This window comes from Mesorhizobium sp. ES1-6, assembly GCF_020164775.1.
GTDB lineage: Bacteria > Pseudomonadota > Alphaproteobacteria > Rhizobiales > Rhizobiaceae > Mesorhizobium.
Window position 1 is genome coordinate 867,061 of sequence record NZ_JAIUGU010000002.1, and the last position, 12,829, is coordinate 879,889.

Annotated in this window: 9 protein-coding genes; 4 read left to right on the forward strand and 5 right to left on the reverse strand. The window is 64.2% G+C overall.

Annotation, left to right across the window (positions count from 1 at the left end; genetic code table 11):
- Positions 1-90: 90 nt before the first annotated feature.
- The 4 genes from LB564_RS08735 to LB564_RS08750 form a co-directional block, all read right to left on the reverse strand.
- Positions 91-2,406, reverse strand: coding sequence for a putative bifunctional diguanylate cyclase/phosphodiesterase (locus LB564_RS08735; protein WP_224536635.1), 2,316 nt, complete (start codon positions 2,404-2,406; stop codon positions 91-93).
- A gap of 92 nt (positions 2,407-2,498) precedes the next feature.
- The gene (locus LB564_RS08740) at positions 2,499-5,987 is read right to left on the reverse strand and encodes an indolepyruvate ferredoxin oxidoreductase family protein (RefSeq protein ID WP_224536637.1); all 3,489 of its coding nucleotides are present in this window, start codon (positions 5,985-5,987) and stop codon (positions 2,499-2,501) included.
- 217 nt (positions 5,988-6,204) lie between these two features.
- A complete protein-coding gene (locus LB564_RS08745; RefSeq protein WP_140702806.1) occupies positions 6,205-6,738 on the reverse strand; it encodes a hypothetical protein in 534 nt (177 codons plus the stop codon).
- Positions 6,731-7,339 carry a CGNR zinc finger domain-containing protein gene (locus tag LB564_RS08750; protein WP_224536640.1) on the reverse strand — a complete coding sequence of 203 codons (609 nt, stop codon included), beginning with the start codon at positions 7,337-7,339 and terminating at the stop codon, positions 6,731-6,733. The genes LB564_RS08745 and LB564_RS08750 overlap by 8 nt, the downstream gene beginning before the upstream one ends.
- A 149-nt stretch (positions 7,340-7,488) precedes the next feature.
- Here LB564_RS08750 and LB564_RS08755 point away from each other — a divergent pair, with 149 nt between their 5' ends.
- The 4 genes from LB564_RS08755 (at position 7,489) to LB564_RS08770 (ending at position 11,990) form a co-directional block, all read left to right on the forward strand.
- Positions 7,489-8,394 carry a branched-chain amino acid ABC transporter permease gene (locus LB564_RS08755; protein ID WP_224536725.1) on the forward strand — a complete coding sequence of 302 codons (906 nt, stop codon included), beginning with the start codon at positions 7,489-7,491 and terminating at the stop codon, positions 8,392-8,394.
- Between the two features lie 182 nt (positions 8,395-8,576).
- Positions 8,577-9,161 carry a TRAP transporter small permease subunit gene (locus tag LB564_RS08760; RefSeq protein WP_224536642.1) on the forward strand — a complete coding sequence of 195 codons (585 nt, stop codon included), beginning with the start codon at positions 8,577-8,579 and terminating at the stop codon, positions 9,159-9,161.
- Complete coding sequence (locus LB564_RS08765; protein ID WP_224536728.1) at positions 9,161-10,948, forward strand: TRAP transporter large permease subunit; 1,788 nt, start codon at positions 9,161-9,163, stop codon at positions 10,946-10,948. The genes LB564_RS08760 and LB564_RS08765 overlap by 1 nt, the downstream gene beginning before the upstream one ends.
- A gap of 13 nt (positions 10,949-10,961) precedes the next feature.
- Positions 10,962-11,990 carry a zinc-dependent alcohol dehydrogenase family protein gene (locus LB564_RS08770; protein WP_224536645.1) on the forward strand — a complete coding sequence of 343 codons (1,029 nt, stop codon included), beginning with the start codon at positions 10,962-10,964 and terminating at the stop codon, positions 11,988-11,990.
- 32 nt (positions 11,991-12,022) lie between these two features.
- Here LB564_RS08770 and LB564_RS08775 read toward each other — a convergent pair.
- On the reverse strand, positions 12,023-12,829 hold an 807-nt coding region (locus LB564_RS08775), incomplete at its 5' end, for an IS4 family transposase (protein ID WP_224536647.1).

Consider the following 12,829-nt stretch of genomic DNA (forward strand, 5'->3'; position numbering starts at 1 on the left):
GCTTTCGCGTTTACCCTAAATTAACGTTAACAAATCGTAAACCGCGCGAACGGGGGGAGCGATGGCCTAGAGGATTGATTCAGAACGATGTCAGGGGGTGGCGCGCTTCTTGACCGGCCGCAATTCGGCGGCGAAGGGCCAGGTCACATTGGACATGGTTTCGATGCCAGACGCGCTGAGCGCGGCACCGAAAAGGAAGCCCTGTACAAGATCCGGCTTCACCGAATGCATGAGGACCTTGAGCTGCTCGAACGTCTCCACGCCTTCGATGGTCACGGTGAGCCCCAGGATGCGGGTCAGGTCGACGACGCCCTTCAACAGCTCGAGCGAACGCGGATTCTGGGTGACGTCCATCACGAAAGACCGGTCGATCTTGATCTTGTCGAGAGGCAGCTTGTGCAGATAGCTCAGGCTTGAATAGCCGGTGCCGAAATCGTCGAGGGCGATGCGTACGCCAAGCTGCTTCAATTCCTCGATATATTGGCGCGTCAGGGACTTGTCGTCGAGCAGCGCGGTTTCGGTGACTTCGATCTCCAGGCGGCCGGCGGCCAGACCCGAGTTCGCCAGCGCGTCGCGGACCTTCTGGATGACGTCGCGGTTGCGGAAATCCCTGGCCGAGAGGTTGACCGAGACGCTGGTCTGGTCAGGCCATTTGGCGCATTCGGTGCAAGCCGCGTGCAGCACGAAGGTGCTGATCTCGGAAATGATGCCCATTTCCTCGGCCAGCGGAATGAAGATGCCGGGCGAGATCGGCCCGAGATCGGGATGGTCCCAGCGGCAAAGCGCCTCGCAGCTGGCGATGCGCATGGTGTTCATCGCCACGATCGGCTGGTAAACGACCCGCAGGTCCTTGCTTTCCACGGCGCTGCGCAGATCCGCCTTCATCAGCTGGCGGTTACGGAACGCCGCATCCATCGCCGCCTCGAACAGCCGCCAACCGTTCTTGCCGAGTTCCTTGGCCTTGTAGAGCGCAAGGTCCGCCTTGACGATCATGGCGTCGACATCGGTTCCGCCAACCTTGGACAGCACGGCACCCGCGCTGGCCTGGATTCGCAACCCATGGCCCGCGACGTCGACCTCCCCCTGCAGCTCGGCGAAAATCCGGTCGAGCAGGCTCGCCAGGTGGCTTTCGTCCTCGATGCGGTCGAAGAACAGCATGAATTCGTCGCCACCGAAGCGGCTGACGGTAAGGCCCTGGCCGGCTATCCCCGCCAGCCGCTCGGCGACCGCGTAGATCAGGCCGTCGCCGACGGGATGGCCGAGCGTGTCGTTGACGCTCTTGAAATCGTCGAGGTCGATCACGGCCAGGCCGCACAGGCGATCGCGGTCGCCGGAAGCCATCGCCTCGCCGACCAGTTCGTGGAAATAGGCGCGGTTCGGAAGGCCGGTGAGGTTGTCGTAGCGCGCCATGAACCGGATCTTTTCCTCCGCTTCGACGCGCGCCGTGACATCCTCGAAGGTGATGACGCCCAATTCCTGGTTGCCCTCGCGCGCCGAGAATTCGAAGTGCTGGCCGTTGGAAAAGGAAACCAGCACCTTGCGGTCGCGTCCCTCGCGCAAGGCACGCGTCAGCTGCGCCTCGACATAGCGGCAGTCCTTCGGTGCCAGCATGCCGCCGGCAACGCCGCGCAGGAGCAGCGAATGGATCGAGCGCCCGAGCAACTGGTCGGGCGATTTGAGCGACATCAGGCGGGCGGCTTCGGCGTTGCCGACGACCACCTTGCCATCGGGGCCGAGCATGACCAGCCCATGCGACATGGTGTTCAAGGCGCGATTGAAGCGCTGCGCGATCTGCCTTGCCTGCTTGTGTCCGACGACGGCCGAAAACAGCACGTTGCGGACGTGGTCTGCGCTGCCCTTGATGATGAACATGAAGGGGATGATCAGCAGGCCCAGCACGACATAAGGAATGTCGAACCTGAGGATGAGGGCGGCGGCGATCGGCCCGACGAAGGTGACCGCGAAGATCATGACCATGCGCGGCGAGCCGTAGTTTCGGCCGACGACCGTCACCAGCGAGGACAGCGTTACCGACAGCGCGCCGATCTCGGCATAGGAATCCGAATAGACATAGATGGAAATGAAGCAGAAGAGGCCCAGCAACAAGCCTTGGAGGCTGCCCTTCAGGATGTATTCGCGCTCCCATCTGGTCGCATCGGCGGCGTCGCGCATCTCGGCGCCCGAGCGGTGGAAGCGCCGCAGGCTGAAGTAGCGCCAGACGCCGATGCCCAGCAGCGCGCCGGCGAGAACCAGGAAGATGGGCTGCCCGTTGCGCCAGTAGACCATGAGGCTGATGACGGCATGGCAGAGCGCGCCGATGACCAGCATATGCGCGTTGTCGAACAACGAGCGCACAAACTGGATATAAACATCCACAGGGATGTTATCGGTTTTTGTTCTGCCCATTACTGGCGCCCAATGAGCCCCAGCCTTGGCATAGTCGCATTAAAAAACCTTTAGCTTGGGCTGAAACGCCTGATTTTCGGGCGTTTTTCGGCTCACTCGGCGGCTTGGAGTTTGGGGCTTGCCGACGCCGCCGCAAAGCGGTCGAGCAACCTGCGGCGCTCGCCCGCCGCCATTTCGGCGCTGGCCTGGCGGACATGGCCATAGCCGCGGATCAGCGCCGGGACCGAGACCAGGGCTGTCGCGGCCTCGATCTTGCCCGGCGCGAGCGCGCTGGCGACAAGCTGCAGATCAGCCTCGTACTGCGCCAGCAATTGCCGCTCCATGCGCCGCTCGGCGGTGTAGCCGAACAGGTCGAAAGCGGTGCCGCGCAGGGCCTTCATCGCCGCCAGCAGGCGAAAACCCTTCATCATCCACGGACCGAAACTCGATTTCCTCGGTTTGCCGTCATTGCCGTGGCGCCCCATGATTGGCGGCGCGAGATGGAATTCGAGTTTCTCGTAGCTCTGGAACTGCTTGCCGAGCTCGGCGGCGAAGGAGCCGTCGGTGTAGAGCCGCGCCACCTCGTATTCGTCCTTGATCGCCATCAGCTTGAACAGGCTCCTGGCGGCGGCCTCGGTCACGGCGGTCGAACCCGGCAAGGCCTTCGTTTCCGCCGCTCGCAGCGTCGAAATCCTGTCGGCGTAGCGCTTGCCGTAAGCAGCATTCTGATAGGCGGCGAGGAAGGCGACACGGCGGGCGACGATCTCGTCGAGAGTCTCGGCGACCGGCGCGGCCAGTCCCGCCTTGTCGGCGAAGCCCGGCTTGGCGACGAGGCCGCGCACGAAATCCGGCTGGTGTGCCGCGCGACGGCCCCAGCGGAAGGCGGCGATGTTCATCGCCACCGCTTCGCCGTTCAATTCGATAGCCTTTTCAACGGCTTCGGCCGAGAGCGGCAGGCCGCCGTGCTGGAAGGCAAAGCCGAGCATGAACATGTTGGCACCAAGCGAATTGCCGAACAGGGCGGTGGCGGTGCGGGTGGCGTCGAAGAAATGCGCCTTGTCGTCGCCGGCGGCGGCACGGATCGCCTTCTTCAGGCGCTCTATCGGCAGCGAGAAATCGGCCGAGCGGGCAAATTCGCCCGGCATGATCTCGGCGGTGTTGGCGAGGAAGATCGTATGGCCCTCGCGGACAGCCGTCAGCACCTTCTTGGCGCCCGACACGACGAGATCGCAGCCGAGCACGAGGTCGGCTTTGCCAGCCGAAACGCGGATGGCATTGATGTCTTCCGGTGTGCGGGCGATGCGGACATGGGTGAACACCGAGCCGCCCTTCTGGGCCAGGCCGGCCATGTCGATCATGCCGCAGCCCTTGTCCTCCAGATGCGCCGCCATGCCGAGCACGGCGCCGATGGTGACGACGCCGGTGCCGCCGACGCCGTCGATGATCGCCGCCCAGCCCTCGACGCCCAGCGGGAATTGGGCTGGGGCCGGCACGCCTTCAAGCGGATCGGTCCTGCCGGCCAGGCCCTCGGCCTTGCGGATCTTGGCACCGTGCACGGTGACAAAGGACGGACAGAAACCGTTGACGCAGGAGAAATCCTTGTTGCAGCTTGACTGGTCGATCTTGCGCTTGCGGCCGAATTCGGTTTCGACCGGCTGGATCGAGACGCAGTTCGACTGCACGCCGCAATCGCCGCAGCCTTCGCAGACCAGCTCGTTGATGAAGACCCGCTTGTCGGGATCGGGAAAGGTGCCGCGCTTGCGGCGGCGGCGCTTTTCGGCGGCGCAGGTCTGGTCGTAGAGCAGGATCGACACGCCCTTGACGTCGCGCAGCTCGCGCTGGACGAGGTCGAGGTCGTCGCGATGATGGATGGTGGCGCCGGTGGGGAATTCGGCCTTCCCTGCATATTTGCCGGGCTCGTCGGTCACGATGGCGATGCGGTCGACGCCTTCGGCGCGCACCTGTCTGGCGATCATGTCCACCGTCAGGCCGCCCTCATGCGGCTGGCCGCCGGTCATGGCGACGGCGTCGTTGTAGAGTATCTTGTAGGTGATGTTGGCTTCGCTCGACAGGGCGAAGCGGATGGCCAGCGTGCCGGAATGGTTGTAGGTGCCGTCGCCGAGATTCTGGAAGATATGGTCGCGCTTCGAGAACGGCGCCTGGCCCACCCATTGCGCGCCCTCGCCTCCCATGGCGGTAAAGCCGAGCGTGTTGCGGTCCATCCAGAGTGCCATGAAATGGCAGCCTATGCCGGCGGCGGCGATCGAGCCGTCCGGCACCTTGGTCGAGGAATTGTGCGGACAGCCCGAACAGAAGAAGGGCGTGCGCGAGCCGATGTCTGTGGCATCGGCCAGCATCGCCTGGAACTGGCGTAGCTTCGCGACCCTTGCCGAGATCTCTTCGGACGGGCCGATGGTCTTCACGATCCTCTCGCCAAGCGCAATGGCGATCTCGTTGGGGTCGAGCGCGCCCTTGGCCGGGAACAGCCAGTCGCCGCGCTCGTCCTTCTTGCCGACAATGACCGGCTGCGAGACGGTGCCATAAAGGCTCTCGCGTAGCTGCACCTCGATCAGCGAGCGTTTCTCCTCGACGACGACGATGGTGTCGAGACCGCGAGCGAATTCGGCGATGTGCTGCAGATCGAGCGGCCAGGGGCAGCCGACCTTGAACAGCCTGACGCCGATACGGTTGGCGGCCGCCTCGTCGATGCCGATGTCCTCCAGCGCCTGGCGGACGTCGAGATAGCTCTTGCCCAGCGTGATGATGCCGAGCTTGGGATTGCGGCCGCCCGGATAGACGATTTTGTTCAGCCCGTTGGCATGGATGAAGGCGGAGGCGGCTGCGCGCTTGTGCTCATGCAGCCGCTCTTCCTGGCCGAGCATATCGATCTCGTGGCGGATGTTGAGGCCGCCAGCCGGCATGTCGAACTCGGGGACGACGATGTTCAGCCGCTCGAGCGAGGCATCGACCGAGGCTGTCGATTCGATGTTGTCCTTGACGCATTTGATCGCCGCCCAGGTGCCGGCGAAGCGCGACATGGCAAAGCCGTACAGGCCGTAGTCGATGATCTCCTGGACACCGGCCGGGTTGAGGATCGGCACCATGGTGTCGACGAAGAGGAATTCGGTGGCGTGGGCATTGGTCGAGGATTCGGCCATATGGTCGTCGCCCATGAGCGCAAGCACGCCGCCATGCTTCGACGAACCGGCGAGATTGGCGTGGCGGAACACATCGCCTGAACGATCGACCCCCGGCCCCTTGCCGTACCAGACCGAAAAGACGCCGTCATGGGTGCCCTCGCCGAGCAGCTCCGTCTGCTGCGACCCCCAGCAGGCGGTGGCGGCAAGCTCCTCGTTGAGGCCGGGCTGGAAGACGATGTCGGCCCCCGCGAGCTGCTTCTTCGCCTTCCACAGCTGCATGTCGAGACCGCCGAGCGGCGAGCCGCGATAGCCGGAGACGAAGCCTGCCGTGTTCAAGCCAGCGCGGCGGTCGCGCTCGCGCTGCATCAGCAGCATGCGGATGACCGCCTGCGCGCCGGACAGGAAGATGCGCTCCTTTCCGAGATCGAACTTGTCGTCGAGCGCGACATCGTGCAGCGTCATCAGGCATTTCCTCTGCGAAGGCCGCGCGGGGCAGCAGCCAACGTCGGGATCGGATGACGTATCCTTTCTCCCCTTGCAAGGCAGGTCAAACAAAATCGAAGGGACCAGGCGACGCGCAACAAAAGGTCCATCGGGCCTTGGACCGCGCATGAAACAGTGCGCCGACAGGGCGACGGCGCACGAAAATTCCAGTCGAAATCGATTCTGTCTGAGAGCGTCAGCCGGCTTTCGAGCAATCCGGCTTCGGCTCGCCGGGCAGCTTGCCGTCGGGATGGCCGACGAGATCGGGATTGGCCGTATAGAGCTGGTCGATGACCAGCGGCCGGTCGGGCAGGATCGACTGGTCTTCCGTCGACATCAGCGTGGTGTCGATGGTCTGCAGGACGGCACCGTCGGCGCCCTTGATGCTGATTGCGATGGCATAGGGCTTGTTCTTGACGATGCAGGTCAGCGCCGGGCTCTCCAGGCTCACCTTGTCGAGCTTGGGCCAGACCTTCTGCTCGACCACGATGGGATCACCACCGGCGGGGTTCTGGAAACTGGCGACCACGACCTGGCCCTCTCCCATCGGCCGCAAGGGCCGCAGTGTCACGACATAGGTCGCCCGGGCGAGACGGTAATTGAAGACGAATATCTTGCCGGAGACCTCGAACAGCTTGCCTTCGCCGCCGGTATCTCGGCAGGCGCCCAGCGCGATCGCCGCAACCAGCGCCACGCCAAGAATGATCGAGCGGGAAAGACGTCTAGGCATTCCTGACCTCATTGGCCGCCCTGCGGCGGCGATAGTGACGGCTCGCCTTCTGCCTGTTGCCGCACACCGCCATGTCGCACCAAAGGCGGCTGGAATTGCGGCTTCTGTCGACGAACAGCCAGGTGCAGTTGGGACAGATCCTGAGCCTCGCGACCGTGTCGTTGCGTAGTAGTGAAAGGGCTGAAACCGCCAGCGCCGCCTCGAAGGCGATCGGCGTCCCGGGATCCCCGAACGGCGGTCCCGTCACGCCGATCTCGGTCCCGCTGTCGGCCAGGCCGTCGGCGCAGGCTCTCAGGAATTCAGGCAAATCCGCCGTGGCAATCGCGCCCTTCGACACCGTGCCGCGAAACAGCCGGTCGGTCGCTTCGCGGATCGACAGCACGACGGGCGCGATTGCCGCCGGCGAGGACACCGCCAGCCGCCGATCGCCAAGCTCGGCGGCACGAAAGCCGCTGGCTGCGTCGGCGAAACGGGCGATTTCGGCCGGATCGGCGAAGCGGTCGAATGTGCGTTCGGGATCGCAGCGCAACACGACGGTGTTGGCGGTGTCGAGCGCGAGCAGCCCGCCGGTGAAGCGATGAGGAGTCCAGGCAACCGTCATTCCCGAAATCTAACCGATAAATCGCATTTGACAAGTTAGATTCGGCGATGCAAACCTCCGGTGCGTACGGTATGGTCCCCATTGTCTCGAGCATTCCGTCGCCCCAAACCGCTTCGCGCTTGGGCGAGATGCGTCTGGTGTTGTTGAGCATGCTCTATTTCTTCCAGCAGGTGCTGAACGGGCTGCATTCGGGCGCGCTCTATGCGCTGCTCGCCTTCGGCTATGTGCTGACCAACGGCATCCTGCACCGCACCAACCTTGCCTATGGCGCGCTGTTCGCCTTCTGCGGCCAGGCAATGATCCTGAGCGTCGCCTTTGCCTACCAGGTGCTGTGGCTGACGCTGTTGGCTTCGGTGCTGTTCGGCGTCGTCGCCGCGTTGCTCTATGCCGCGCTCATCAGCCATGTCCTGTCGCGCAGCGTCTTCGAGCCGTTGGCCGACCGCTCGCCCAATGCCATCGTGGTGACGACGCTCGGCATCCTGCTCGTCCTGTCGGAAGCGAGCCGCATCGCCGCCGACACACATGATCTGTGGCTGCCGCCAATGCTGGCCGAGCCGATCGTTTTCGCCGAAAGCCCCGGCTTCAAGGCGACGCTGACGCTGATCCAGGTGCTCGACTGCGCGGTGGTCCTGGCGGCGGTGGCGCTCGCCACATGGGTGTTTGCCCGTTCAAATTTCGGCCGGTGCTGGCGCGCGGTCTGCGACGATCCAAGGGCCGCCGCCCTGTGCGGCGTCGACGTGCGCGTCGTATTCCGGCGTGCCGTTCTGTTCGGCGGCCTGTGCGCCGCGCTGGCCGGCGTCATGGCCAGTCTCTACTACGGCAATGTTAGCTTCGGTTCCGGCCTCGTCTATGGGCTGAAGATCCTGTTCGTGACGGCGGTCGGCGGTTATCTCTCGCCGCCACGGGCCGCGCTGGGTGCCGCCGCGTTCGGCATGGCCGAATCACTGTGGGCCGGCTATTTCCCGATCGAATGGCGCGATGCTTGGATGTATCTGTTCCTGGTGGCCATGCTGATCCTGATCGGCGCCGGCCGCGACACCGGCAAGGCGGTCTGAGCCCATCCAACTTTGGTTGCATGACGTGCCGTCAGGCCGTGGTTTTCCACCGTGCCGCATGCGCCACCGGCCTGCTTTCTCTCTGCCCGTGTTGACCAACCGGACCACGCACTGCATACGGTTGGGCCAGGCGGCGCGACGAGAAAAGGGGGATCGCGCGTCACCGCATCAGGGAGGAATGCATGGCAGGGCTGCTCGCTCTATCCAGGGCCATTGATCGCGCCAACGAATTCATCGGCAAATCGGTATCTTGGCTGATCCTGCTGGCGATCCTGGTGAGTGCGGCCAACGCCGTCATCCGCAAGGTGTTCGACACCTCGTCCAATGCCTGGCTGGAGCTGCAATGGTATCTGTTCGGCGCCGCCTTCATGCTGGCGTCCGCCTATACGCTGAAGCAGAACGAGCATATCCGCATCGACATCGTCTACGGCCTGTTTTCCCGCCGCGTGCAGCACTGGATCGACCTTTTCGGCCACCTCTTCTTCCTGATGCCGTTCGTGATGCTGATGGTCATCTATTTCGTGCCCTATGTGTCGCTGTCCTTCCAGAGCGGCGAGATGTCGACCAATGCCGGCGGCCTGATCGTGTGGCCGGCCAAGGCGATCCTGCTGGTCGGCTTTTTCCTGCTGGCGCTGCAGGGCATTTCCGAGATCATCAAGAAGATCGCCATCATGCGCGGCGACATGGATGATCCCAACCCGTTCATTTCCGTGCATGAACAGGCCGAACTCGAAGCCAAGGCGCTGGCCGAAGAGGTGCGTTCGTGATGGAGTTCATCGCCCAGAACATGGCGCCGATCATGTTCGCCTCGCTGATCCTGTTCATGCTGATCGGCTATCCCGTCGCCTTTTCGCTGGCAGCCAACGGGCTGATGTTCTTCTTCATCGGCGTGCTTTTGACGCCCTATTCCGGCGGCGCGATCAATCTCGCCTGGCCGCTGCTCTATGCATTGCCGGACAATTTCTACGGCAGCCGGGTGATGTCGAACGACACGCTGCTGGCCATTCCGTTCTTCACCTTCATGGGCATCGTGCTCGAGCGATCCGGCATGGCCGAGGACCTGCTCGACACGATCGGCCAGCTGTTCGGACCGATCCGCGGCGGCCTCGCCTACGCGGTGATCTTCGTCGGCGCACTGCTGGCCGCTACCACCGGCGTGGTGGCGGCGTCCGTCATCGCCATGGGACTGATTTCGCTGCCGATCATGCTGCGCTATGGTTATGACCGCCGGGTGGCGTCCGGCGTCATCGCGGCATCGGGCACCCTTGCGCAGATCATTCCCCCGTCGCTGGTGCTGATCGTTCTCGCCGACCAGCTCGGCCGCTCGGTCGGCGACATGTATGCCGGCGCCCTGATCCCCGGCCTGGTGCTGACCGGCCTTTACACGCTCTACATCGTGATCATGTCAATCGTCCGGCCAAAGTCGATGCCGGCGCTGCCGCTCGAGGCGCGCACGCTTGGCCATGGCGTGATGTCCTTGCTGGTCGCCTTGATCGCGGCCGTGGCGATAGCCTATGCGGCCTACCGCTATCTGGTGCCCGCCCATGGCGACAATGCCGACATTCTCGGCGCGACCATCGGCGTCGTCTTCATCTACATCGTCGCGATCCTCGATCGCAGCCTGAACATCAACATGATGTCCAGGCTGGCGCAGCAGGTCGTCATCGTGCTGATCCCGCCGCTGGCGCTGATCTTCCTGGTGCTCGGCACCATCTTCCTCGGCATCGCCACCCCGACAGAGGGCGGCGCCATGGGCGCGGTCGGCGCGCTGGCGATGGCGGCGATGAAGGGCCGGCTGTCGCTCGACGTCATCAAGCAGGCGCTTGCCTCGACGACGCGGCTGTCGTCCTTCGTGCTGTTCATCCTGATCGGCGCGCGTGTCTTCTCGCTCACCTTCTACGGCGTCAACGGCCAGATCTGGGTCGAGCACCTGCTGACCTCGCTGCCGGGCGGCGAAGTCGGCTTCCTGATCGGCGTCAACATTCTCGTCTTCTTCCTCGCCTTCTTCCTCGATTTTTTCGAACTGGCCTTCATCATCGTGCCGCTGCTGGCGCCTGCCGCCGACAAGCTCGGTATCGACCTGATCTGGTTCGGCGTGCTGCTGGGCGTCAACATGCAGACCAGCTTCATGCATCCGCCCTTCGGCTTCGCGCTGTTCTACCTGCGCTCGGTCGCCGCCCGCGTGCCCTATCTCGACCGCCTGACCGGCAAGCAGATCGCGCCGGTGACAACAGGCCAGATCTATTGGGGCGCGGTGCCGTTCGTCTGCATCCAGGTGATCATGATCGGGCTGACCATCGCCTTCCCGCAAATGGTGATGCGCTACAAGGGCACGGCGGTCGATTCCGGCACGATCGACTACACAGTGCCGGGTGTACCCGGCATGTCACCGCTCGGTGCACCGGAAGGTGGCAACGCGCCCGCCAATGGCGGTACTGCCCCGGCCTCGCCCGGCACGCCAGACCTGTCGCAGCCGCCGAGCTTCGGCGATGCGCCGCCTGCCAAGCCGGCTGCACCCGCGCCGGACCTGTCGCAACCGCCAAGCTTCAATTGACGGGGACTACGCCATGAGAGCGGTGCGGCTGGAAGCAGTGGGCAGCATCTCGTTGCGCGAGGTCGACAAACCTGTTCCCGGCAACGACGACCTCCTGGTGCGGATCGAGGCCTGCGGCGTCTGCGGCACCGACCGGCATCTTTTCCACGGCGAATTCCCAAGCAGGCCGCCAGTGACGCCCGGACACGAATTCTCCGGCATCGTCGAGGCGGTCGGCTCCGGTGTGTCCGGATTCTTGGTTGGCGACCGCGTCACCGGCGATCCCAACATTGCCTGCGGACGCTGCGGCCACTGCCATGCCGGTCGCGTCAATCTGTGCAGCAATCTCACCGCCATCGGCATCCACCGCGACGGCGGCTTTGCCGACTATGTGGTGATGCCCCAGAAGCAGGCTTTTGTCCTTCCCGCGGATCTGAAGCCGATGCATGGCGCGTTCTGCGAGCCGCTCGCTTGCTGCCTGCACGGCGTCGATCTCGCAGCGATCAAACCCGGCGCTTCGGTGGCCGTGCTCGGCGGCGGCGTCATCGGCCTGCTCACCGTGCAACTGGCGCGGCTTGCCGGGGCCACCACCATCATCCTGTCGACAAGGCAAGCGTCGCGGCGCGCGCTTGCCCGGGAACTCGGTGCGACGGCGACGGTCGATCCGGGCGCCGGCGATGTGATCGATGCCGTGGCGGGGCCAGCGGGATTGGTTCCCGGCGGCGTCGACGTTGTGTTCGAATGCGCGGGCGTGCGCGACACCGTCGAGCAGTCGATGCGGATCGCGCGCGCCGGCGGTACGGTGGTCATCGTCGGCGTGGTGCCGCAAGGCATGAAGGTGGCGTTCGAGCCCTTCGACCTCTTGTTCCGGGAATTGAAGGTTCTGGGCTCCTTCCTCAACCCCTACACCCACGGCCGGGCGGCTGAACTCATCGCATCAGGCGCGATCGAGATCGACCGGCTGATCTCCAGGCAGGTCACCCTCGAGGAGGCTCCGGCGGTGATCGCCAACCCCCCGGCGCCGGGCGAGGTCAAGGTGCTGGTGGTGCCGGGCCGGGGATAGCTTTCCTCTCCCCGTCACTATACCTATCGGATTCACACATCGAGAAGCTTGAGAGTGGTCCCGACTTTGATGGCGTTGAACTCGGCGAGGCCGATGCGCATGACCTTTGGGCCGGGCTTGCCGTAGTAGCCGGTCCAGCCGCCCAGGCGGGCGATGACCCAGGCGGCGAAGGCTAGAGTTCCTATGGGATAGGGATTGCGTTGCCGCTCGGTCTTGCCTTCGAGCTTGGCCGATATGGCCTCGATAATAGGTTGATCGTCCGGATCGAAAGCATCACTGAGAAGCTGGTCGGTGTTACCGTCGCGAGCTTGGACCAACTGCTTGATGGTGACGGCGGCGATCGTGGCTGCGGCGACGAAGTTGATCATGGCATGCGGATCACCTAAGTCGGCCGCTTCAATATCGAAACCGGCCGACTTGAGCGTGCGGAAGAACTCCTCAATAATCCAGCGCGTGCGGTAGAGATCGACGATCCGGCGCGCATCGGTCAGCGTGGCGACACCGTGGGTGGTCAGCAGCCGCCAATGGACCGGTTCGCTGCCATCCTCCGGCTGTGAGACTTCGCGGACATCGACCAGTGTTACGCTGACGGTCTCCGGCAGGGCCGGATCGGCTCCGTTGCACGGCCGGCGCAGTATCACCAGGGCAAAACGTATGGCCAAAGTGGCCGCGCGCGCTTTGCGTCCAGGTGCCGCCGGGATGGTCACCGTAACGCGGCCCTGCTCGGGCTGAGCGTCGATAAGGTCGAACAGCAAGCCCGGCTCGTCTTGCGCTGCCGCTATGCGCCGGTTCTGGCAGGCCCGCACCACCAGATCGACATTGGGCGGACGCTCCACGAA

Excerpts from the sequence above, each read along its gene's own strand:
- LB564_RS08770 (WP_224536645.1), top strand. The coding sequence starts at position 10,962 with ATGAGAGCGGTGCGGCTGGAAGCAGTGGGCAGCATCTCGTTGCGCGAG.
- LB564_RS08735 (WP_224536635.1), bottom strand. The coding sequence starts at position 2,406 with ATGGGCAGAACAAAAACCGATAACATCCCTGTGGATGTTTATATCCAG.
- LB564_RS08765 (WP_224536728.1), top strand. The coding sequence starts at position 9,161 with ATGGAGTTCATCGCCCAGAACATGGCGCCGATCATGTTCGCCTCGCTG.
- LB564_RS08750 (WP_224536640.1), bottom strand. The coding sequence starts at position 7,339 with ATGACGGTTGCCTGGACTCCTCATCGCTTCACCGGCGGGCTGCTCGCG.
- LB564_RS08745 (WP_140702806.1), bottom strand. The coding sequence starts at position 6,738 with ATGCCTAGACGTCTTTCCCGCTCGATCATTCTTGGCGTGGCGCTGGTT.
- LB564_RS08760 (WP_224536642.1), top strand. The coding sequence starts at position 8,577 with ATGGCAGGGCTGCTCGCTCTATCCAGGGCCATTGATCGCGCCAACGAA.
- LB564_RS08740 (WP_224536637.1), bottom strand. The coding sequence starts at position 5,987 with ATGACGCTGCACGATGTCGCGCTCGACGACAAGTTCGATCTCGGAAAG.
- LB564_RS08755 (WP_224536725.1), top strand. The coding sequence starts at position 7,489 with ATGCTCTATTTCTTCCAGCAGGTGCTGAACGGGCTGCATTCGGGCGCG.